Genomic DNA, 21,750 nt, shown 5'->3' with positions numbered 1-21,750 from the left:
TCTGCCGAGCGGTGCCCGTAGGCTTGCAGAACCATGGCGACCGCCGCAGGATCGTTGCGTCGTGGATTGCGACCTTAAGAGATCATTCATGCGGCTTAATCACAAACAGCTAATAATACTTACTATGGCCATCCTATTCGGACTGGCTGTGATGGCTGTGGTGCTTTGGCGCCGCCCGCCCGAGGTTGAGGTGGCGACGGTCAAGCCTCAAACGGTCGAGCTGGCGTTGTCGGTGGTGGGACGGGCGCGGCCTGTGGATTTGGTCCAGGTGGCGTCTCCTAATCCGGGGCAGGTGGTGCGCCTGATGCATGACGACGGCGACCGCGTCGCGGCGGGCGCACCCTTGGCCGTCATCCTCGCCTCTGTCGAGCAGGCCCAGACCGAGGCCGATCTGGCGCGCGAGCGCGCCGCCCGCGCCGAGGCCGCGGACGCTCGCCTGAAATACGAGCGCACCCGGACGCTGAACGAGCGGGGCTTCGCCGCGCCGGCCGCCCTGGACGCCGCACGCACCGCCTTGCAGGCCGCCGAGGCCAATGTCGCCGCCGCCGCCGCCGCCGTGCGCGCCTCCGCCGAACGCGCGCGGGAGTTCACTATCCGCGCCCCGATGAGCGGGGTGGTGCTGGTGCGGCCCATCGACAACGGCCAAGTGGTGGCTGCGGGCGAGACCCTGTTCGAACTGGGATCGGCGACAGGCGTCGAAATCCGTGCCGAGGTCGAGGAGGCCTACGCCGACGCCATCCGTCCAGGCATGACCGCCCGCGCGTCCCTGTCCGGGACCTCCACGATATTCGCCGCCCGCGTGATCGAGGTCTCGCCTCAGGTCGATGCGGCCACGGGCGGACGGCTGGTGAAGCTTGCGCCTGAGGCGGGCTCGTCCCTGTCTCCCGGTCGCTCGATCGACGTGACCATCGTCGTCGGCCAGCGACCCGGCGCCGTCGTCCTGCCGCGCAGCGCCGTGGCGGACGCCACCGCCGCGCCCAAGGTCTATGTGGTCGATGGCGACGACGTCGTGCGTGAACGCGCCGTCGTCGTTGCGCGCTGGCCCACGGTCAACGCCCTGATTGAGCGCGGTCTAGCAGCGGGCGAGCGCGTGATTCTGGACCCCGCCTCGGCACGCGTCGGCCCTCGCGTCCGACCTGTGGCGCCCAAGATGGAAGATTGAGGCCGTGTTCGCCCTCAAGGTCGCGCGGCGGTATCTGCTATCCAACCCCAGCCAGACCCTGCTGCTGATCGCGGGTGTGGCGCTGGGGGTGACGGTCTTTGTCTTCATCACCGCCCTGATCGCCGGCCTGGCCGTGCGGCTGACCGATCAGGTCACGGGCCACAGCGCCCATGTCAGTCTGGAGCCGCCGACCCGCGTGGCGCGGGTTCTGGCGGGACCGGACATGCCGGTGGAATCGGTCGCCCTGGTGTCCACCTTCCAGCGCAAGCAGATCCGCGACTGGCCAATGATCGTGCAACTGCTGCGGGCCAACCCCGCTGTCTCGGCCATCAGCCCGCAGATTTCGGGCAGCGCCTTCCTGGTGAAGAGCGAGGCGGTGTCGCCGGTCTCGATCCTGGGTGTGGACCCGCAGGGGATCGACGCCATCTCCCAGATCACGCCCAAGATCATCAGCGGCGACGGCGATCTGGGCGCGGACGGCCTGCTGATCGGGGTGCGCATGGCCGAGGATCTGGGTTTGAGCGCAGGGCAGTCCATCCTGCTGCGGACCGACCGCGGCGTGGAGCGTCAGTTGACAGTGAAGGGCGTGTTTCGCACCGGCCTTCAGAGCCTGGATGAACGGGTGGCCTTCATGTCGTTGCAGACGGCGCGGCCCTTGTTCGTCCTGCCCGAAGGCGTGACCAATATCGAGGTCAAGCTGAAGAACCCGGACGACGCCCGGGCGGTCGCGCGTTTTCTGGCCGATGCGACGGGGCTGCGTGCCACGCCCTGGCAGGAAAAGAACCTGAGCCTGGAGGACGCGCTGAAGGCACAGGGGCAGACGGGAACCCTGATCCAGATCTTTTCGCTGATCTCCATCATCATCGGCGTGGCCAGCGCCCTGGTCCTGTCCGCCTATCGACGACGCGGCGAGGTCGGCATCATGCGCGCCTTCGGCGTGCCGGGCGGCTTCATCCTGTGGGTCTTCCTGCTTCAGGGCCTGATCATCGGCCTGGTCGGCGCCCTGATCGGCTGCGCCAGCGGCTACGGCCTGTGTCTCTGGCTGCAAGGGATCGTCAAGCCTGACGGAACCTCGGCCCTGCCCATCGCGCCGGAGCAGGGAGGCTATGTCGCGGCCCTGGTGCTGACCACGTTTGGGGCGGTGATCGCCTCGATCCTGCCCGCCCGTTCGGCCTCCCGGGTCGATCCGCTGGAGGCGATTCAGCAATGACGCGCGTGTTTCAGGCGCGGGGGATCGAAAAGGTCTTCCGCAACGGGGAGGAAGAAACCCGCGTGCTCAAAGGCATCGACCTGGATCTGGACCGGGGCGAGTTGGTCGCCCTGCTGGGGGCGTCGGGGTCGGGCAAGTCGACCCTGCTGTCGATCATCGGCCTGTTGCTGCGCCAGTCGGCGGGCTCCCTGTCGATCAGCGGCGAAGCCGTGGACGGCCTGTCCGAGGCCCGGCGGGCGCAGTTCCGCAACGAGCGGCTGGGCTTCGTTTTCCAGTTTCATCATCTGCTGCCCGACTTCACCGCGATGGAGAACGTCGCCTTTCCCGCCGCCGCGCCCGCCGGGGGCATTTCGCGCCAGATGCGCGACCGCGCGCGGGGCCTTCTGGCGCGGGTGGGGCTTGAGGATCGCATCGACTATCCGGCGACACGTCTTTCGGGCGGCCAGAAGCAGCGCGTCGCCATCGCCCGCGCCCTGATGAATCAGCCCGATCTGATCATCGCCGACGAGCCCACGGGCAACCTGGATCGCGACTCGGCCGACCGCGTGCTGGACCTGATGCGCGAGGTGAACCGGGAGGAGGGGGCGACCTTCCTGATCTGCACCCATGACGAGGGCGTCGCCGCCCGCTGCACCCGCCGCCTGATGCTTAGCAACGGGCTGCTAGTCTCCAATGATGTGGTCGGGCAAGGTGGTTCGACTTGAGTTGCTGAACACTTGTTCTGAACGCATTATTTAATTTGTCGGCTCTCTCTCATGTGAGCCTGTTTCACATCACCGTCGATTTGAATCTTGCTGGTCGCAAAAATATAGCCAGCGACAATCGCGAATGACACGAGTGCAATCACCACGCACCAGATTACGGTTTCTTTGGTCGAGAAAATCTTGAGGCTTTCCATAAGGCTCCAGTGTCATTTGAAGGTCCGTGCGGCCTTGTGATTTATCTCATGTCATAATGTGTATGACGGACCAGCCCATATTGGCGGGCCACTCAATCTACAGCCGTCATTGTATTTGAATAACGCCGATCTGTCATGGAGGGCCGGTTTTGGGCGAACAGTATGCTCAGACGGTCGAACCAAATGTTATCATCAAGGTGGACACAGCGCGTTGGGATAAGCCACCGCCCACTTTCGCCTGAGAGAGCAAGTGTTGAAGGATGCCGATCCGAAAGTTCACCCCTTCTTTGCCGGTAAAGTCGTTTCAGCCCAATCTGATGCCAGTCATCCTAGCAGCGCCTGGTAAGCTAGAAATTTGGATGGGCGCGGAATGAGCTTTTGCCAAAATGTTGCAGTGTCTGCTGCAAGATCATGCTTTAAAGATTGCTCAGTAATTAAATCCCCCTAATCGTTAAGAGGTAGGTGGTGTGTATGAGAGTAATAGACCTCTCGGCGCTAGAATCTAAATCCATTAGATCGAATTCGACCCGGCGAGTGTTTAATGCACGCCGGGCCGTATATCGGGGGATAGACTAAGCGACCTGTTTGCATTCACAGCGCATTAGCCTAGTGCTATTTTTATTCGCGGGTCATTAAATCAAAAGTATTAGATTTTATCGGACTGATCGCGCGTCTTCCAAAGTGACCAAATCACCCCCGCCGACAAAATAATGGCCGTGATTGCCAATGACCATTCCGCAGGGAATTTCTCCCAGCCCAGCAAGTCGGCTACGAATATCTTGCCGCCAATGAACACCAGCAACACAGCCAGTGCCTGCTTCAAATAGGCGAAGCGATGGATGATGGCCGCTAGCGCGAAATAGAGCGCTCGCAGTCCCAGAATAGCGAAGATGTTCGAGGTGTAGACGATGTAGGGATCGGTCGTGATGGCGAAGATCGCCGGCACCGAGTCCACCGCGAAGATCACGTCTGCGATCTCAATCATCACCAGCGCCAGGAACAACGGCGTGGCCCATAACGTCATGTGGCCCGTCTTTGGGTGCGGCGCCCGTACAAAGAATTTCTGCCCGTGCAGATGGTCGGTGATGCGAAGATGTCCGCGCATCCACTTGACCAGTGGATTGGCGCCCACGTCGGCGTGACCATCGCCGGCGAAGAACATCTTGACCCCGGTGAATATCAGGAAGGCGGCGAAGATGTAGAGCACCCAGCCGTACTGACTAACCAGGGCCGCGCCCGCGCCAATCATGATGGCCCTGAGCACGATCACGCCCAGAATGCCCCAGAACAGCACCCGGTGCTGAAGCGCGCGCGGAATGGCGAAGTAGCCGAAGATCATGGCGATGACGAAGACATTGTCCATCGCCAGCGACTTCTCGATCGCGAAGCCGGTCAGGTACTCGATGCCGGACGGGCTGCCGAGTTCCCACCAGACCCAGCCCCCGAACAATAGCGCGACGGCGATATACATGCCGGACAAAAGCAGGCTCTCGCGCACGCCGATCTCATGCTGATCCTTGTGCAGGACGCCCAAGTCCAGCACCAGAAGCGCCACGACGACGCTCATGAAGGCCAGCCACATCCAGGCCGGCTTGCCCAACCATTCGGCCAGGAAGAAAGTCATCAGGTCCATTGGACTCCCCTTTGCTAGGGAGCGACCACGGCGTGCGTATGAAAAGGGATCGACCGTAAGAGGCCGTCGCGCACCGAGCTCGCTCGATGCGGTCCGACATCACGCCTGCCATCAGACGTCAGAGGGGCCCGGTCCGCTGTTTATAGACTAACCAATCCGGCTCTTTCCGGCAAGTTGAGACGGATAGATTGCTTTGCTAACGGACTCCCGAGCCAGCCTACGCCAACCTGGTGCAGGGACATAATTTTTGAAAAGGCTGTTGGTTAAGTGATCTGTTCTTGTTGCCGGATCGTATGAACAAAGCCGTGTTTTTGGCTTTGGTTTTGCCGTATGGCTAAGGAGATTCAGATGCGCATTTCCCCCCTTTTTGCGATTTCCGCTACACTGTCTTTGTTTGCAACGAGCGCCTTAGCAGAGGGCATCTCGACCCATGTTCTGGATTTGGCGCGCGGCGTGGGTGGCAAAGATGTTCCCGTAACGCTTGAAATCAAACAGGCGGATGGTTCGTGGCAACAACTGGCGAAGGCCAAAACAGACGAAAATGGGCGTGTGCGTTCTTTTGGTGATGATATTCATGCTCAGGCCGCCGTTTATAAGCTTACATTTGACATGTCGCAGTATCCAGCTGCTGACACTGAGCCCTTCTTTCCCGAAATCGATGTTGTATTTCGCGTGACTGATCCCATGGTCCATCACCACGTGCCAGTAGTGGTTAGCCCTTATGGATACAGCACATATCGCGGCAACTGATCTGGTCTTTAACGCATAGAGCGGCCCTTTAGGTTGGCGTCTCTATGCGTTAATATTCAGCAAGACATTAATAGCATTTTCAATGCTAATCAAAATAATAAATAAAGGTTTCGACGGTGATAGCTTCAATAAGTTTACTGGCAACTTTAGCTTTAAGCTATGTAACGCTCCCAGATAATCAACCAGTTGCGCCGCAGGGGGTTTTGTTTCGGCAGGATGTCTCGCTAGATTTAGCTAATCGGCTTGCCAGTAGTGCGGTTGAGATATGCCATGCCCAAGGACGGTCTGCTGTTGTTGCGGTAGTGGACAGAAGCGGCAATCTGGTTGCTCTGCAGAGAGATGACGTTGTCGGCCCCCACAATACAGCAGCGGCACAACGCAAGGCCTATACGGCTTTATCGACCAAAACCCCGACCCGTATAATTGCCGAACGGGCGCGCAATGATCCTGCGTCAGAAAATTTGAATACTCTTGACGAGCTTTTGCTCTTGGGTGGGGGTGTGCCGCTCATTGTGAATGGCCAGATTATCGGAGCCTTGGGTGTTGCAGGGGCTGGCGGCGCGGAAGCAGACGAGGGTTGCGCTTTGGCCTCGATAAACCTTCATCTGCCTCAAGATTGAATATTAAACAAGCAAAGCTAATCCATATCGCTGTAATTGAGTATATTACATGTTGTACGATGTGCTCAGAATTCTGTAATCCATTTAATTTTACATATATGTTTTGTGAAAGAAGTGGAAATTAAATGTTCTGTAGGATCGTCAAGTTTTAAATGCTACTGGTCAGGAGGTTGAGTTGAGGCCTTGTCAGACGTTAACACATAAGATTAATTTTTCGGTTCCAGCGGGACAGCTCCCATAGCGATCCGTGTCGCTTCGGCCTCGGCCAGCAGCGCGGTACGTTTGGCCTCTCCGAAGCCGTCCAGTGTCTTATAGGGCATCGCCAGTCGGTCATTGTTGCGAAGTCGCGCACGGTTGCGTTCGAGGAAGCCCCAATAGAGACGGTTGAACGGGCAGGCACCGTCGCCGCTCTTGGCCTTTACGTCGTAACGACAGCCGCCGCAGTAGTCGCTCATCCTCTGGATATAGGCACCTGAGGCGGCATAGGGTTTTGATCCGATAATGCCGCCGTCGGCAAAGGTTGCCATGCCGCGGGTGTTCGGCATTTCAACCCACTCATAGGCGTCGGCATAGACCGTCATGTACCAGTCATCGACGGCATCGGGATGGACGCCCAGCATCATGGCCAAGTTGCCCGTGACCATCAGACGCTGGATGTGGTGGGCATAGGCGTTTGCGCGCGAGGTCTGGACCACGTCTGCCACGCAGGCCATATCCGTTTCGCCTGACCAGAAGAACCACGGAAGAGCGCGGTCGGCATCCAGATAGTTCATCTGGCCATAGTCGGGCATCTTGAGCCAATAGACGCCGCGCACGAACTCTCGCCAGCCGATGATCTGGCGAATGAAGCCTTCGACGGCGTTCAGAGGAGCATAGCCTGCGCGATAGACGACCTCGGCGCGTCGGCAGACGTCCAGAGGGTCCAACAGTCCCATATTAATCGCCGTCGAGACCAGACCGTGCCACATCCAGGGCTCGCCATAGGCCATGGCATCTTGCCAGTCACCAAAAGCAGGTAGGATGTGCGTCAGGAAGGTTTCCAATGCGGCCTCGGCCTCATCGGCGGTGGTGGGCCAGCCGAAATCGTCCAGATCTCCAAAATGATCGGGAAACAGCCGTGCGACATCGGCTATAGCACCCAAGGTTATTTCAGAGAGCGTTGTGCGCAGCCGGCGCGGTGGACGCAGGCCCTTGGTCAGTTTTTTGCGGTTGTCGGCATCGAAATTCCAGCGGCCACCTTCGGGATCTGCACCCTTCATCAGTAGGCCGGTCTCGCGCCTCATCTCGCGATAGAAATATTCCATCCTCAGTTCGCGTTTATCGGCAGCCCAGCGCCGAAAACGGGCGTGGGAACAGATGAAACGCCGGTCCTCACGGATATCGACGGGTAGGCCAGAAGTTGCGGCAAAGGCTGAAAAGGCGTCTGCCAGCCTAAGCTCTCCAGGTTCAGTGATCACGACGCGGCTGAAGTTGCGCTCGGTCAGCGCGCGGTGCAGCTCGCCGATAATGGAGTGGCTGTTGTTGGGTGCATCGATACGGACATAACGAACGGTCAAGCCGCGTGCGGTCAACCGTTCGGCGTATGCCCGCATGGCGGCAAAGGTCAGGGCGATCTTCTGCTTGTGGTGATGAACATAGGTGGCCTCATCATGGACCTCGGCCATCAGTACAACGTCGCGCGCAGGGTCAATATCGCTCAGACCCGCCAAGTTGTCGGACAACTGGTCTCCGAGTACGAGCCGCAGGACGCCGTGCCCATTATCCATTGTCATAAGGGGAGTGCCGGTTCTTTAACGGCCGATTTTCGAGAGGCGCAACGCGCACTGCAATACACCACGTTCGGCCAGTCTTTTTGCCACTTTTTGCGCCACGAGAAGGGCCTCATGCATACAGGGCAGGTTTTGAACGGAAGATCCCGTTTGTGTACGCCTTGCATCCTTTTAGCCCTCGGATAGTCTTCACTTAATTCTTGAGGTTTTTTGAGTACGATTGATGCATGGAGTTGGATCTGTGCGGTAGAGTTTATTATTTTTTGGGGCGCTACATCCATTTCAGCGGCACGAAATAAGCCTAATTTTAGAAGTAAGGTTTAGGTCACAAGACGCCGCTAGGCTCAGGACCCATTGATGGGTGCTGTCAGTCTAACGCTAAAGGTGCTCCGCTTTGATGGCTTCAAGCCATTGGTGGAGTAGGCGTTTTTATGAAGCCCTTATCGTTTAAACGTCACCGCTTTCCAGCCGAAGTGATCCGTCATGCCGTGTGGCTGTACTTTCGCTTCAATCTTAGCTTCCGCGACGTCGAGGAACTGATGGCGTAACGCGGAATTGACGTCAGCTACGAAACGATCCGGTGCTGGACGATCAAGTTCGGGCCTCTGGTTGCACGGCGGCTGAAGAAGCGGAGAGTGCCTCCGACAGGCCGTTGGCATCTCGATGAAATGGTCTGCAAGATCGGAGGACGGCGCATGTATCTGTGGCGCGCAGTCGACGACGAAGGCGAGGTTTTAGACGTCGTTGTCCAGCGCCAGCGGGACACAGAGGCGGCTTTGAAGCTGATCAGACGTCTTTTGCGCAATCAACCGGTTGAGCCAGAAACCATCACGACGGACGGGTTGGCCTCGTACGGTGCGGCACTCGATCAGTTGGAACTGCGCCATCTGCATCGCCCTGGCAGGCTTCGTGACAACAACCGCGTTGAGAACTCGCATCTGCCGATCCGACGACGGCAGCGGCAGCATCAGAGGTTCAAATCCCAAGCCTCAGCCCAGAGATTTCTCACCACCCACGCCGCGATCTACAACACCTTCAACTTCCAGCGCCATTTGATCAGCAGACCCACACTTCGTTGCTTTCGCGCTGAAGCGAATGCCGCGTGGGAGGCGGCCGTGGTCTGAAAATGAGCAGGGTAGGGATCTTTCGACTTCGCTTTAGTTATCCTGACAGCACCCTTTTGGCTTCGTTTTGTTAGCCTGACAGCCCCGGTTGGTGATGACGATATTTAGGTCAAACAAAAACCCCGCCGGTGAAAGCGGGTTTTCTCTATTCAGCGACATCAGGCTTGGGCTTGTTGCCATCTGGATATTGGCGTTGCTGACGTACGTTTGACGTTGCCGATAGGTTGCTTGAACCATCGGATTGGCCGGTATTGGGCTGGCGTTCGTCATGGACTGGCTTGCCATGCTCTGCGCCCGTAGAGCGACTATCTGAAGCATTGGGATCATCTGAGGCTGGGTCGCGGTGGCGTTCTTCCTGTCGCACAGTCATGGCGCTGAGGTTCACCTGATCGACGCCACGTGTGTCTTCCCCAGCAGTGCCATTGGATAGCATTTCGGTGCCGATCTTTGTCGGGTTGCCGTTGCCATCTACCAGCACGCCTTTTGCTGGATCCGCATCATGGTCGACTTTACCCGGAATCTCCCTTTTGTGGCCTTTGGGGTCGCTATATGTGCCTGACATTGCAATCTCCTTTGTAAGGAAATGCTGTCATCGAGCGGAGTGTTCCCAGCTAAGGGCAGGGGGCACCTGATACTTAGTGCAAAGGTAGCCGACGGAGGAGAGACGTTCCTAGGCGATCCCTCCGCCTTCAATAGTGGGATGCTTATGCATACCGAGAACTCTAACGTCCAGATAAATGCTGGCTCATCAAGTCATAATCCAATGGTAAGGGAGCTATTATCCGCAGAGATGGTGAAGACCGTATATGCCTTAACGATCTCTGGCGAGCCGCGGTTCAACCGATGAACAAAGAGCCCTCCGATTGGCGCGCGTTGCCGTCCACGAAGGGGGTCTTGAACGCCCTGATACAATCCCCCGAAAAATTCGGGGGATTAAGAGACACCGTTTGGATTATTGGCAAAGGTGGCAAGGGGGGAGGAACTTTCACCTATCAGCATTTAGCGCTGGATGACGCTGAATATCTTAGCCCCGAACTCGCACTAAAGGTGAAAGACGTCTTCATTCGCTACGTCTCGACGGATGCAAAACTTTCAGATGAAGTGCTTGAGCGGGCTTCTTCAGAGTCAAATGAATGGGCTGCAATCCGAGCTTTGAGACGATCTCAGCGCCGCCGTTATACCGACTGCCTTCAGGATCATGGAGTGAAAGGCAAAGACTACGGAATTTGCCAGATAGTGATTACCGCGGCTATTTGGTAAGAGTGCGAAGGATCTTAAGATTGAAAAGGGGCTCACTCAATCCAAGAGCCTTCGAGATGCCATGTCTGCCGATGAGCTTACTTATGTCATGGCAACAGAGGCACTGGCCCGATAGCGAATAACTGAAGAAAGAAGCGATGGAGGTGAAGAATGTCGGGCAGCAATATTGAGGTCTGTCAAACATCTTCGCAGAGCAATCGAAATGGATCGAGCAGATCGTAAAGGGCGCAATGTTGCAGCCATCGAAAACCGAGACCCCAACCTCGCAGCGTGAATCAAAAGGGGAGGCTTCGGCTTCCCCACGTTTCTTTCACGACGTGTCCCTAAACCGCCACTTCATAACCAACACCAACGACGCCATCACCAGCGCACAAGCATTGGCAACTGTCACCGGCCAAGCCTCGGTCATGACACCGTAAATCACCCAGAGCATGAAACAGGTAACTGTCAGGGAGTAGGTCCGCAGGCTGATGGCTGAGGCATCGCGCTCCTTCCAAATCTTGATGGCTTGAGGCGCGAAGCTGGTGATCGAGCAGATCGCGGCTGCCGTACCGACCAAGTTGGCGAGGGTATTGCTCATGGAAGGGCAACGAAAGCCTGTCAGCGATGTTCCATGTGCCCGCAGTGTGATCCACTGAATTCGGCCTAACGAGTTGCTGAGTTCAGTGCTGCAACTCGGCCCAACACAAGGCGTCTGCACTGGGTAGCATCGAAGCCCATACCAGCAGAACTGCGTAGGCCTTCGACTGTCCGTCGTCATAACCTTTGGCACAATTTGTTGTGCGGATTAGAGGAGGATGGCCGGTATGACCTTCTTCACTTCTGGCGTCATCGAGCGAACCAGCGTGACCGTCTGAAACAGCGCATCGGCAAGTATTAGGCCCATCGTGCCTATTTCAACCTAGTCGATTTTCTGTCTCGCCCCCCTGCGAGCAGAAAACCACTAACCCCATAATCTGACAATGGAGGCCATCATCGCATCCCGTCTCTCGCAGCGTTCGCTGGCGAGCCTCAAAGGCGTGCATCCCGCTCTGGTCCGTGTCGTTCATCATGCAATCCAGATTACAGGCGTCGATTTTATGGTCACCGAAGGCACCGAGGCCAGAAGGAATTGGTCAAGGCCGGTGCCAGTCAAACCCAGAATAGTCGCCACATGATCGACCACGCCGTCGATATTGCCGCATAGGTAGATGGCACGGTGCGTTGGGACTGGCTGCTCTATCCCAAGATCGCCGCCGCCTTCAAACAGGCCGCCAAGGAAGAAGGTGTGACCCTCATCTGGGGCGGCGACTGGCCGCGTCTACGCGATGGTCCGCACTTTGAGCTGGATCGGAAGGTGCATCCATGATCGCCAGTATGCGTGAGGCCATCCGATCCCTGACCCTGCTGGGCTGGGCCGTCATCATCGCCCTTGTCCTGATAGGCACTTGCTCCATTCAGGCAAATCACAAGGCTCAACGCGACCACGCATCCGGCGAGCTGGCCTTCTCCGACGGCCGAACGGTTTCGGCCAAAGAGGCCAGCGTGATCCGTGACAAAAATGACGCCGCAAACCAATCCACCCGAGATCAGGTCCAAGAGGCCGCTGATGCAATACGCGGTGAAAACGATCCTGCTGTGCGCGATGCTGATGCTCGTCGTAGGCTGTGCAACCTCAATCCAAGTGCGTGCGCAAAGTGAGGGCTGTTCCTCACTGATCGCGGGCCGCTGGGCTGAAGACGTGCCAAGTGCTGTGCTCGGCGATAGTGGTGATGCAGCGCTTGACTGGCAGTTGTTTGGAATTGAACAGACAGGTCAGCTAAAAATCTCGAACCGCGACAAATCTGATGCTCTTGAAACGATCCGCCGATATGAGGGACGAGATGCGCAAATCGTAGGGAGAATAAATCGGCCATGGTGGCGCTTCTGGAGTTAGTATTATTAGCGCCTACATCCCGCAAAAGCTTAGGTGTATGGAACGATGCATCTTAAAATTGCTTTTCCTCTCAACTAGAAGGAGGAGCAAATGGCTAGTAAAACTCTTGAAAACCTATTCTATGACACCCTGAGGGATATTTATTACGCTGAGCGTAAGATCCTGAAGTCGTTGCCGAAGATGGCTCGCGCCGCACAGTCATCAGAGTTGAAAGCCGCCTTCGAAAAACACAAAGATCAGACGGAAGGTCAAATAGAACGCCTTCAGCAGGTGTTTGAGATTATTGGTAAGGCAGCCCGCGGAAAGACGTGCGACGCCATTGATGGAATCCTCGCCGAGGGGGATGAGATCATGGAGGAATACAAAGACACTCCCGCGCTCGATGCCGGTCTTCTCGCTGCGGCTCAAGCTGTAGAGCACTATGAAATCACGAGGTACGGCACACTGAAGCGCTGGGCTCTCGTGCTTAATATGAAGGATGCCGCGGCTCTTTTGGATGAGACATTGAAGGAAGAGTCCCAGACGGATGAAGATTTGACGGGCATTGCCGATATGGCAGTAAACGCTGAGGCACTTTCTTCAAGCGGATAATATTTTCCATAGGAGGTCCGTTCTCTTCGGAGGGCGGGCCTCATTTTTATTGGGCAGTGTGTAGCCAGCTGGTTCAGATTGGAGACTGGCGCGGTTCAATTTATCTGGTAGAGCCGGGGAATATAGGATGGTCTTTTTCTGCTTGATGGAAACGCAGCACTCCTCTGCGACACATATGGAAGCTCTAGAGGCTGAATGCCGGACTGGTGCAGTACAAGAGGCTGTGCGGTTGTTTTCTCAACATACTAGCGCATCGGTAGCCCACGTCCTTTCTGGCGACACAGTCGTTGCAACCATTTCCGATAATGGGCGGGCGAAAAATGTTGAATAAATGGAAATATGCTTGCCCTGTGAAGACGCAATAGCCTCCTCGGCAACGTCTATCTTTTAGCGCCAAGCTTCCAAGACATCATGGCATTCTGCTGTCTCAATCTGTTGTCCGAACCGCTCATGATATAGGTTAAGCAAATCATCATGGGACTGGTCGGATGAACTGCACAGAGCGTCCGAAACGACGATGACCCGAAAGCCCAGATCTACAGCGCCCAGTATCGTCGCCAGCACGCACATGTCTGTCTCTGCTCCGCTGACTACAAGTGTATCGACCTGATTGTCCCTTAAATCGGTAGCCAGATTAGTCCCGACCCAAGGCGAATAGGCGAATTTATCAACGACCCTAGCGGGCGGAATAAAGCCAGCCAGTTCGGGCAAAAGCTCAACCTTGTCTTCGCCCAAATGAACAAGCGTCATTGTTGCCCATTTTTCCCAATATCGACGCCAGCTGCCGATCCCTTCACCAGGGCGATCTACCGGAATAAAGCGCGTGAAAACCGTATGGGGCGCATGTCGCTCACAGAGGCGAACAACAACTGGTAAAACGCGAGGCAGCCACGGCGTTTGCCAAGGCGTATCTTCGGCAAACATTCTTTGCATATCCACACACAGGTGGACTGCATTTGGAGATATCGGTCCAAAACGAATTCCAGAAGCCATACTCCAGCCAACGCATGCAAATCGTGCAGGTTGCTTTTTTTGCCGGTTCGCAAACAGATTTACGAACCACGCGCAGGGAACATTTTGGGATAACAACCATTTCTCTAACAGCACAAAATGTAAGTCCCCCTTGCGTTGTGCTGCTGATGATGAATACCCCCTCTTAGCGGCGAGGGGGTATTTTCATTTCAGAACAACCTCTAAAGCGTGATCCTCCAGTGGACGCTGGAGCACCTTCGCAAACGCCCACTCGGCACGCATCCACATTTCCAACTCGTCCGGTTCGGTCAGTATCACCGGCATCGCCTTGGGGCGGACCGACTTCACCGGCCCGCTTGGATCGGTCGTGAGGAAGGCGAAAAGGTCAGTGGTCACCTCGCCCTCCTTCACCTTGCGCACACTTGTCCATTGCGGCACCCAGATACCGGCGAAGAAGACGGGCGCGTCCGGATCAGCATCCTTCAACCCAAACCACACTGGCTCATACTTGCCCTCGGCATTGCGCCCCGGCTCGCTGAAGGAGGTGAATGGCACAAGGCACCTGAACTTTGGGACCAGCCAGCGCCGCCAGTGAGCGCTGGATGTGTTGCGGACATTGGTTACGCCCGTGTCGGTTCTCTTGCCCTCTAGGGCGAAGGCGGGCGACGGCATGCCCCACCGCGCAGTGGTCAGGATGCGCTCGTCACCCTCCATCCTCACAATGGGCGCGGCATTGTCGGGAAAGATGTTTCCTGGTTCCAGATTGCCCGCAGCATTACGCTCGGCCGTTGCCGCCTTCATGATGGCCTGTGGTCCGGCTTTATTGGCGTACTGGTTGCACATATCTCGAACCTCACATGACAGAGCGCCGTTGTTCAAAGGTAGAGGCGGCTGTAGGGTCAGCGGCCCGCCAATATGCGCTGGCCCGTCATAACCATAATGCCTTAAGCTGAACCATTAGGTTGTACGGACGTTCCAACGACATTAGAGGCTAATGGAAAACCTCAAGATTTTCTCGACAAAAGAAACCGTCATCTGGTGCGTGGTAATCGCGCTGGTGTCCTTCGCCATTGTTGCGGGCTATGTGTTTGCGACCAGTAAGGCCCACATCGACGGCGATGTAAAACAGGCTCACCTGCGCGAAAGCCGTCAGACAGACTAAGGGGTTCACGCCCGCACGGTCGACACCTAGTCCAGCCGCGGCGTCCCAGCATATCCTGATCAAGCCGCTCATTGACCCCATCCATGGCCGCATTAAACAAACCACATTGGCCCAAAATAATTAAGGCCCCCGAAAACGGGGGCCTTATAATAGCTTAGCGGTACCGCGCTCGCTCGGCGTTGATCTGATCTAAGGTGTAGGGGACTGCATCCGTGTCAAATCGCTCCCATCCCTCTTCACGGTAGGTAACTCCCCGAGTAGAGGCATCGAAACTGCGATGGGATGCGAGAATACTTTCAGCATGTTCCCGCTTATGCTCAGGGACTTTTACGCTGACAAGCGTGCCGCCACGTCGGACAGCTTCTGCATAGATGTGGGCGTCCTCATCGTTGTGACCCGCATCCTTAAGAGCACCGAGCAGCCCACCCGTAGCCCCGCCAGCCGCAGCCCCGACTGCAGCCCCTACAGCTGCAGATGCCAGCCAGCCTGCGGCAACAACCGGGCCAAGACCGGGAATTGCCAGCATACCCAGACCCGCGAGAATACCGGCACTTGCTCCAAGAGCACCCCCTGTCACGGCACCTTTGCCGGCTCCTTCAGCCGCTTCGCTATCGTCATCCGTTAAAACGGCATCGTTTTGGTGTCTATGACCTGCATGCCAATTATCAGCATTATTGGATACGATGCTGATGTCCGATGGGCTGTAACCTGCAGCTTCAAGTGCCGACACGGCCGCAAGCGCATTTGTGTGGTGATCGAAAAGTCGAGTAATCGTTTCCATGGTTAACCTCTAGAAATTCCAGTGATATATGTCTGTTACTTGGAAACTACAGTGCCCTTATAATCGACAGATACCGTGGTGGTGTTTCCGTTCTTCGTCGCCGTGGCCGACCAAATGCCCTGGTTATCTTGAGTCAATGGTCCGATGTCTGTGAAGCCTTGGCCTTCAATCGCCGCTCTAGCTTGTCTTTCGGTGAAGGAGTTCGCACCAGGAGTTAGGGTCGAGGCATTTTCGTCACCGAGGGCAGAATTACGTGGAGCTTCGGACGGCGCAACAACTGGTCCTTCTACACTGTCACGGTCAGACGAATTTTCGTTACCGCAGGCAGCTAGCAACAAGCCGGACGACACGATAGTGGGTATTAGCCATTTCATAGTCTCACCTCTAAAAAGCATGAAAGTGAAAGGTAAAAAGAGGTGACTTTGTTCCGATCGAGAAAGAATTGTAATTTCGGAACCAATACCGTCGGAGAATCCTTTGAGCTGGCTCTATAACTTGGGCATTGCGCTTATTGCTTTCTGCATACTGAAGCGATCGATTGCCTTAGCTTGACTACGTTCCCTCGGCATCTTCTGATGGAGAAAGACGTGCGGTCATAATGAAGACGAGGTTTAGATTTTGGTCCAGCGACGACGAGATATAGGGCTGCTGTGAAGTTGCTTAAATGACTTTATTGGAACCAGCCCCTTGGGTCTGAAAGCATTACACCCGCACGGTCTGACGTTTTACGGCGCGGAACCCAATTAGCCATTTATCTTATAGGCTCAATGCGATAGCGGCATGGATCAAGGCCTTTGCGGACCTGGCTCCAACTCAATGGCATCGAGACAGGAGCGCCCGGTCGTCCGCGAGGCGAGTAGGGTGCAACAGCGGTCGCTTTACGATCGTTGCGTAGGTAGTCGATGAATATGCGGCCTTCGCGCGCCTTCTTTGACATACTGATCAGATAGCGGTCGGGTGCATTTGCAGCCATGACGCGGGCGAACTCGCGGGCGAAGGCCTTGGCTTCTGTCCAGTCCATATCAAGGTGCTCGACATAGGTGTTAACGTGCAGCCCCTTGCCGCCAGTCGTCTTGCAGTGACTTTCGAGGCCCAAATCTTTTAGCCGGTCGCGGACTTCTCTGGCCGCTATGATGACCTCATTGAACGCAACATCAGGTGCGGGGTCGAGGTCGAAGATCAGACGTTCAGCCTTGTCGTGCTGATAGGGCACGCAGTTCCAGGGGTGGATTTCGACGGCAGCAAACTGTGCGGCGGCAATCAAACCTTCGACGGTATCAATGCAGATATAGGGCTTGGGATCGCCTTTAACCTCGACGGCTTCGATAAGCGGGGATTGGCCCTTCACGGGATGTCGTTGAAAGAAACTCTGGCCCTCGATGCCATCGGGCATACGGATAATGGAGCAAGGTCGGCCCCGAATGTGCTCCAGCATCTTGTCGCCGATACGCTCGTAATAGTCGGCCAGACCGCGTTTGGTGATGGCCGGACTGTCTTTGGTTTCGGGCCACAAAACCTTGTCCGGACTGGACAGACGGACACCGCGCAGGGGAGCATCGGTGCCGGTCGCAATCTTTGAAACGCCTTGAGGATTATCCAGTGCGACCTCTTTGGGAGGCTTGTCATCACGCAGTCCTTTGAACGAGGCCTGCCTGATCGCACCCGATCCGGTAAAGCCTTCAAAGGCGATTTCAGCGACCAGAACCGGCTTGACCCAGTGGACCCCTGCGACGGATTTGGGGCCATCGGGGAAGGGGCTCTGGGCCGTCTCGATAGCTTTTAACCTGGGCATGATTTGCTCGACGGTCTTACGGCTAAAGCCGGTGCCGATCCGGCCCACATGCTCAAGCTTGCCTTCGCGATAGACCCCGGCAATCAGCGACCGGAAGGCATTGCCCGTCGTCGCCCATCCGGCGATCACAACTTCCTGCTCTTGTCGACATTTGGACTTCACCCAGTCGTCGCTGCGGCCCGAGCGATAGGGTGAACTCAGGCGCTTGGAGATAATCCCCTCTAGGTCGAGCCGACAGGCCGATTGCAAAAGCGCGTTCCCTGTCGTCTGGAAATGTTCGACATAGCGTATAGCGCCCTTGGCCTTGGCCAACCGCTTTTCCAGTTCTGCCTTTCGATCTGCGAGAGGCAGGCTGCGAATGTCCTGCTGGCCGTCGTGAAGCAGGTCAAAGGCATAATAGACAATTGGGGCATCGCTCTCGCCGCCGAGAACGGCTTGGAGAAGGGCAAAACTGGGTTTGCCTTCATCGTTCAACGCTACGGCCTCGCCATCATAGAGGCCGTCTTCAAGGCCCTTGGCATCGGCGGCTATGGAGGGAAATCTCTTGGTCCAGTCCAAGCCTTTGCGGGTGCGCAGGGAAGTCTGCTGGCCGTCGATGCGCAGTTGAAGCCTATAACCGTCGAACTTGATTTCGTGCGCCCACATATCGCCTGCGGGTGGGGTGGCAATATTTGTGGCCAGTTGCGGTTCGATAAAGTCAGGAATGTCAGACTTTTGGGCGCTCTTCGTCTTGGTGCGATGGGGCGAAGGTACAGACTTTCTTTGCTTTGCGCTGCTGCGCGGCAGGGTCATGTAGGGCGCAACCTCGGCCGAAACGTTTGTGGCGATCTGCTTCATGGTGCGGGTCGAGGCGACCGACTTGTCGCGATCGCTCGGACCGCCCTTGTTGCCCGTCTGGGCAGCACGGTCCTTATGCTTGATCAGCATCCATGGCTTACCCTTCTCTCCAGCCTTGGGTTTGAGCCGGACCAGCACCCAGGAGCCGTGCATCCGGTCGCCTTCCATGACGAACTTCAACTCGCCTTTTTGCAGATGCTTGTCCACGTCCTCAAAGCCCGGTTCGGGTATCCATAGCCCGCGGTCCCAGATCATCACCGTGCCACCGCCGTACAAATCCTTGGGGATGGTGCCTTCGAAATCCCCATAGTCGAGCGGATGGTCTTCCACCGCCATGGCGAGGCGTTTGTCGGCAGGATCCAGCGAAGGGCCCTTGGGTACGGCCCATGACAGGAAGGTGCCGTTCCACTCCAGCCGCAGGTCAAAGTGAAGGCGGCTGGCATCGTGTTTATGGATGACGAAGCGCAGGTGGTCCGAGCCGGCGATCTCGGCACCAATACCAGACGGCTCTTCCGTTCGGGAAAAGTCGCGCATCTGGCGATAGCTGTCCAAGCGGGGATTGGGCATCAAAGACCTCCGCCATACTAACGGTCGTTATGGCTTTGCGCTCCCGCACGAACCGTTTTCGGATCTTTCAGTGAATCTATCTGGCGTCTTGTGCGTTGGAACTGGGCAGGAGGAACGCTTATGGCGCAAGCCGCATCTGAACCGTTGAACCGTTATCGCGTCATGGCGACCGGACACCCGACGCGGATTGTCGAGGAGCGGACACTGGAGGCCGCAGCGGTCAGCTATATCGAGGATTTTGTAACATCGCCGCCGGTGCCGGAACTCAAGCTCTGGGTGACCGATATCGAAGACGGAAACCAGCATTGTTTTCTGCTGGATACCGATAGCGGTGATCTGAAATCCTGCGGCTGATCGAACCCTTTGCCGTAACGCTCGTTTGTAAAAAGCCCCCTTGGCAAGGCTGATCGCAAACGAGGTGCTCCCATGGCTCCCAGACCCAGTTGGCAAGGTCATCTAAAGCTGTCGCTCGTGACCTGTCCGGTCGCGCTCTATACGGCGACGTCGACGGGGGGAGACGTCCACTTCAACCTGATCAATCCAAAGACCAATAACCGCATCAAGATGGTCACGACCGATCCGGATACGGGACCTGTTTCGCGTGCCGATCTGGTGAAGGGCTATGAGGTTTCGAAGGGGGAATATGTCCTGCTGACCGACGAGGAGATCAAGTCGGTAAAGCTGGAGAGCACCAAGACCATCGACATCGAAAGCTTTGTTCCGGCCAAGGACATCGATCGTATCTATTGGGACAATCCCTATTTCCTCGCGCCTGACGGCAAGATCGGTCAGGACGCCTTCAATGTCATTCGCACGGCAATGGAGAAGTCGGGGAAGATCGCACTGGCGCGCGTTGTGATGTCCACCCGCGAGCGACTTCTGGCGTTGGAGCCTCGAGGCAAAGGTATCCTCGCCTATACGCTGCGGACCGATGACGAGGTGCGCCAACCCGAAGAGGTGTTTGGCGGCATTTCGACCGCCAAGCCGGATGCGGACATGATCAAGATTGCCGAACAGATCATTGCGCAAAAGGCGGGACCCTTTGATCCCTCAAAGTTCAATGATCGCTATGAAGACGCGTTGAAGGCGCTGATTGCCGACAAGCAGAAGGGCAAGAAACCTGCCAAAGTCTCTGCGCCCAAGGACGACAATGTGGTCGACCTTATGGCTGCCCTACGTGCCAGTCTGGACGCCAAGGCCGGACGCTCTGCGAGCAAACCTGCATCCAAGGCGACCTCTAAATCAGCGTCGAAAACCAGCAAACCGCGCGCAAGAAAAGCAGGGTGATCTGCCTTGGATTGTGCTGTCGCCGATAAAGAGGACATACCCGCCGGACTGCGCTGGTGTTCGGATGAAGTCGCGGGCATCCGGCGCAAACGTGCAGGTCGGGGTTTCTTCTATCTTGGACGCGATGGCGCGCGGGTAACGGATGAAAAGGTGTTGGGGCGAATACGCGCTCTGGCCATTCCACCGGCTTGGACACAGGTGTGGATTTGCCCGCACCCTAATGGCCACATTCAGGCGACGGGCCGTGATGCCCGCGGGCGCAAGCAATACCGCTATCATCCCGATTGGACGAAAGCCCAGTCCGAGAACAAGTTCGCCCGAATGCCGGCCTTTGCTGCCGCCCTGCCAAAGCTAGAAGCGGCCATCGAGAAAGGTCTCGCGCGGCGCAAGTTCGATCAGGAAAAGGTTGTGGCCACGGCCATGCGCCTGATGGAGTTAAGTCTGATCCGAGTCGGCAATGCCCGTTACTCCCGTGAGAACCGCAGCTTTGGCCTGACGACCCTGCATAAACGCCATATCGAGGTTAGTGGCACGGAATTGCGGCTGAGGTTTCGTGGGAAAAGCGGGATTGTGCATGACCTGAATGTACAAGACCGCAGGCTGGCCACCGGTGTCAGGCGACTAAGCGAACTGCCCGGCCATACCCTGTTTCAGTATGTCGATGACGAGGAACAACTTCGCGCCGTCACGTCTGACGATATCAATGCCTTCATCCGCGAGAATATGGGCGAGGACTTCTCGGCCAAGGATTTTCGCACTTGGGCGGCGACCGTTTGTGTGGCCCGCGCGCTTAGCGACACGGAACCGCCGACTTCGGCTGCTGATGCCAAGCGCAAGGCCAATAGCTGTATTCGCGAGGCGGCATCCCTGCTGGGTAATACGCTCGCGGTTTGCCGCAGTGCCTATGTGCATCCGCGCGTCGTCGACTTGTTCGAGCGCGGCGCGATTGCCGAAGCACTGCCCCGTACCTCGGCCAAATCTTTCGAACGCGCATTAGCCAAGACCTTAGCTGCCAGCAATTGAACTGAGACGGTCGGGAACATGGCAGTGGCTAAAGGATTGTTTTTATAGGCTCAGCAGAACCGATCACCCAAGGAGATATGCACCATGGAGAACCGGTCATCGATGCAGGATCCGCGCCATCAATATCCTCGGCCGCCGTTTCCAGATCAGGAGCAAGCCACACCAGGTCTAGTAAAGCGCATGACACCAGCGCCCGATCATGGCGAAAACAGTTATCTTGGCCATGGGCGGCTGGCAGGTCGTCGTGCCCTGATCACCGGCGGCGATTCCGGCATCGGGCGCGCTGTCGCTATCAGCTTTGCGAGAGAAGGTGCCGATGTTGCGATAGCCTATCTGCCGTCCGAGGAATCGGATGCGGCGAGGTCATCAAGCAGATCGAAGCTGAAGGTGTAAAGGC

At 56.8% G+C, this 21,750-nt stretch carries 23 protein-coding genes and 1 pseudogene; 15 read left to right on the top strand and 9 right to left on the bottom strand.

What is annotated here, in order from left to right; translation table 11 throughout:
• Positions 1-124: 124 nt before the first annotated feature.
• From WEU32_RS10240 to WEU32_RS10230, 3 genes are read left to right on the top strand one after another with little or no spacing between them, the layout of a single operon-like run.
• The gene (locus WEU32_RS10240) at positions 125-1,162 is read left to right on the top strand and encodes an efflux RND transporter periplasmic adaptor subunit (protein WP_406851822.1); all 1,038 of its coding nucleotides are present in this window, start codon (positions 125-127) and stop codon (positions 1,160-1,162) included.
• Between the two features lie 4 nt (positions 1,163-1,166).
• Positions 1,167-2,372: an ABC transporter permease gene (locus tag WEU32_RS10235; RefSeq protein ID WP_406851821.1), complete on the top strand. Its 1,206-nt coding sequence runs from the start codon at positions 1,167-1,169 to the stop codon at positions 2,370-2,372.
• A complete protein-coding gene (locus tag WEU32_RS10230; protein ID WP_406851820.1) occupies positions 2,369-3,076 on the top strand; it encodes an ABC transporter ATP-binding protein in 708 nt (235 codons plus the stop codon). Before WEU32_RS10235 ends, WEU32_RS10230 begins: the two co-directional genes overlap by 4 nt.
• 840 nt (positions 3,077-3,916) lie before the next feature.
• Here the strand turns inward: WEU32_RS10230 and WEU32_RS10225 are convergent.
• Positions 3,917-4,903, bottom strand: a complete 987-nt coding sequence (locus tag WEU32_RS10225; protein WP_406851819.1) for a TerC family protein — start codon at positions 4,901-4,903, stop codon at positions 3,917-3,919.
• Between the two features lie 348 nt (positions 4,904-5,251).
• On the opposite strand from WEU32_RS10225, the gene uraH reads away from it, so the two are divergent.
• Complete coding sequence (gene uraH, locus WEU32_RS10220) at positions 5,252-5,653, top strand: hydroxyisourate hydrolase (RefSeq protein WP_406851818.1); 402 nt, start codon at positions 5,252-5,254, stop codon at positions 5,651-5,653.
• 116 nt (positions 5,654-5,769) lie between these two features.
• Positions 5,770-6,273 (top strand): GlcG/HbpS family heme-binding protein, encoded by a 504-nt coding sequence (locus WEU32_RS10215; RefSeq protein WP_406851817.1) that lies wholly within the window; start codon positions 5,770-5,772, stop codon positions 6,271-6,273.
• Positions 6,274-6,479: 206 nt separating this feature from the next.
• On the opposite strand, the gene WEU32_RS10210 is transcribed toward WEU32_RS10215, so the two are convergent.
• Positions 6,480-8,039, bottom strand: coding sequence for a cryptochrome/photolyase family protein (locus WEU32_RS10210; protein WP_406853433.1), 1,560 nt, complete (start codon positions 8,037-8,039; stop codon positions 6,480-6,482).
• Positions 8,040-8,041: 2 nt separating this feature from the next.
• Positions 8,042-8,209 carry a DUF2256 domain-containing protein gene (locus WEU32_RS10205; protein WP_406853432.1) on the bottom strand — a complete coding sequence of 56 codons (168 nt, stop codon included), beginning with the start codon at positions 8,207-8,209 and terminating at the stop codon, positions 8,042-8,044.
• Between the two features lie 264 nt (positions 8,210-8,473).
• Between WEU32_RS10205 and WEU32_RS10200 the strand changes: the two are divergent.
• Positions 8,474-9,166, top strand: a pseudogene (locus WEU32_RS10200) (IS6 family transposase).
• 145 nt (positions 9,167-9,311) lie between these two features.
• On the opposite strand, the gene WEU32_RS10195 reads toward WEU32_RS10200, so the two are convergent.
• A complete protein-coding gene (locus WEU32_RS10195; protein ID WP_406851816.1) occupies positions 9,312-9,728 on the bottom strand; it encodes a hypothetical protein in 417 nt (138 codons plus the stop codon).
• A gap of 215 nt (positions 9,729-9,943) precedes the next feature.
• On the opposite strand from WEU32_RS10195, the gene WEU32_RS10190 reads away from it, so the two are divergent.
• Entirely contained in the window at positions 9,944-10,426 is a 483-nt protein-coding gene (locus WEU32_RS10190; protein ID WP_406853431.1) for a KilA-N domain-containing protein, read from the top strand.
• A 310-nt stretch (positions 10,427-10,736) separates the two neighbouring features.
• On the opposite strand, the gene WEU32_RS10185 is transcribed toward WEU32_RS10190, so the two are convergent.
• Complete coding sequence (locus WEU32_RS10185) at positions 10,737-11,006, bottom strand: SemiSWEET family sugar transporter (protein WP_406851815.1); 270 nt, start codon at positions 11,004-11,006, stop codon at positions 10,737-10,739.
• A gap of 618 nt (positions 11,007-11,624) precedes the next feature.
• Here WEU32_RS10185 and WEU32_RS10180 point away from each other — a divergent pair.
• The 3 genes from WEU32_RS10180 to WEU32_RS10170 all read left to right on the top strand — a co-directional run bounded on the left by WEU32_RS10180 (position 11,625) and on the right by WEU32_RS10170 (position 12,932).
• A complete protein-coding gene (locus tag WEU32_RS10180; protein ID WP_406851814.1) occupies positions 11,625-11,774 on the top strand; it encodes a M15 family metallopeptidase in 150 nt (49 codons plus the stop codon).
• Between the two features lie 240 nt (positions 11,775-12,014).
• Positions 12,015-12,341, top strand: a complete 327-nt coding sequence (locus tag WEU32_RS10175; protein ID WP_406851813.1) for a hypothetical protein — start codon at positions 12,015-12,017, stop codon at positions 12,339-12,341.
• Between the two features lie 90 nt (positions 12,342-12,431).
• Positions 12,432-12,932: a ferritin-like domain-containing protein gene (locus WEU32_RS10170; protein WP_406851812.1), complete on the top strand. Its 501-nt coding sequence runs from the start codon at positions 12,432-12,434 to the stop codon at positions 12,930-12,932.
• A gap of 387 nt (positions 12,933-13,319) precedes the next feature.
• Here the strand turns inward: WEU32_RS10170 and WEU32_RS10165 are convergent, their stop codons facing one another.
• Both WEU32_RS10165 and WEU32_RS10160 read right to left on the bottom strand, forming a co-directional pair.
• Complete coding sequence (locus WEU32_RS10165) at positions 13,320-13,856, bottom strand: cysteine hydrolase family protein (protein WP_406851811.1); 537 nt, start codon at positions 13,854-13,856, stop codon at positions 13,320-13,322.
• 252 nt (positions 13,857-14,108) lie between these two features.
• Positions 14,109-14,747, bottom strand: a complete 639-nt coding sequence (locus WEU32_RS10160; RefSeq protein ID WP_406851810.1) for an SOS response-associated peptidase — start codon at positions 14,745-14,747, stop codon at positions 14,109-14,111.
• 151 nt (positions 14,748-14,898) lie between these two features.
• On the opposite strand from WEU32_RS10160, the gene WEU32_RS10155 reads away from it, so the two are divergent.
• Positions 14,899-15,066 (top strand): hypothetical protein, encoded by a 168-nt coding sequence (locus WEU32_RS10155; protein WP_406851809.1) that lies wholly within the window; start codon positions 14,899-14,901, stop codon positions 15,064-15,066.
• 154 nt (positions 15,067-15,220) lie between these two features.
• On the opposite strand, the gene WEU32_RS10150 is transcribed toward WEU32_RS10155, so the two are convergent.
• Positions 15,221-15,847, bottom strand: a complete 627-nt coding sequence (locus WEU32_RS10150) for a hypothetical protein (RefSeq protein ID WP_181544058.1) — start codon at positions 15,845-15,847, stop codon at positions 15,221-15,223.
• A 751-nt stretch (positions 15,848-16,598) separates the two neighbouring features.
• A complete protein-coding gene (gene ligD / locus WEU32_RS10145; protein ID WP_406851808.1) occupies positions 16,599-19,043 on the bottom strand; it encodes a DNA ligase D in 2,445 nt (814 codons plus the stop codon).
• Positions 19,044-19,163: 120 nt separating this feature from the next.
• On the opposite strand from ligD, the gene WEU32_RS10140 reads away from it, so the two are divergent.
• The 4 genes from WEU32_RS10140 (at position 19,164) to WEU32_RS10125 (ending at position 21,746) form a co-directional block, all read left to right on the top strand.
• A complete protein-coding gene (locus WEU32_RS10140; protein ID WP_406851807.1) occupies positions 19,164-19,397 on the top strand; it encodes a DUF5961 family protein in 234 nt (77 codons plus the stop codon).
• Positions 19,398-19,469: 72 nt separating this feature from the next.
• Positions 19,470-20,330 (top strand): Ku protein, encoded by an 861-nt coding sequence (locus tag WEU32_RS10135; RefSeq protein WP_406851806.1) that lies wholly within the window; start codon positions 19,470-19,472, stop codon positions 20,328-20,330.
• A 6-nt stretch (positions 20,331-20,336) separates the two neighbouring features.
• A complete protein-coding gene (locus WEU32_RS10130) occupies positions 20,337-21,353 on the top strand; it encodes a DNA topoisomerase IB (RefSeq protein WP_406851805.1) in 1,017 nt (338 codons plus the stop codon).
• An 84-nt stretch (positions 21,354-21,437) separates the two neighbouring features.
• Positions 21,438-21,746: an SDR family NAD(P)-dependent oxidoreductase gene (locus tag WEU32_RS10125; protein ID WP_406851804.1), complete on the top strand. Its 309-nt coding sequence runs from the start codon at positions 21,438-21,440 to the stop codon at positions 21,744-21,746.
• The last annotated feature ends 4 nt before the right edge of the window (positions 21,747-21,750 follow it).

Origin of the sequence: Brevundimonas sp. BH3 (assembly GCF_045345115.1) — a bacterium.
GTDB lineage: Bacteria > Pseudomonadota > Alphaproteobacteria > Caulobacterales > Caulobacteraceae > Brevundimonas.
This window is presented reverse-complemented; position numbering and strand designations above follow the sequence as displayed.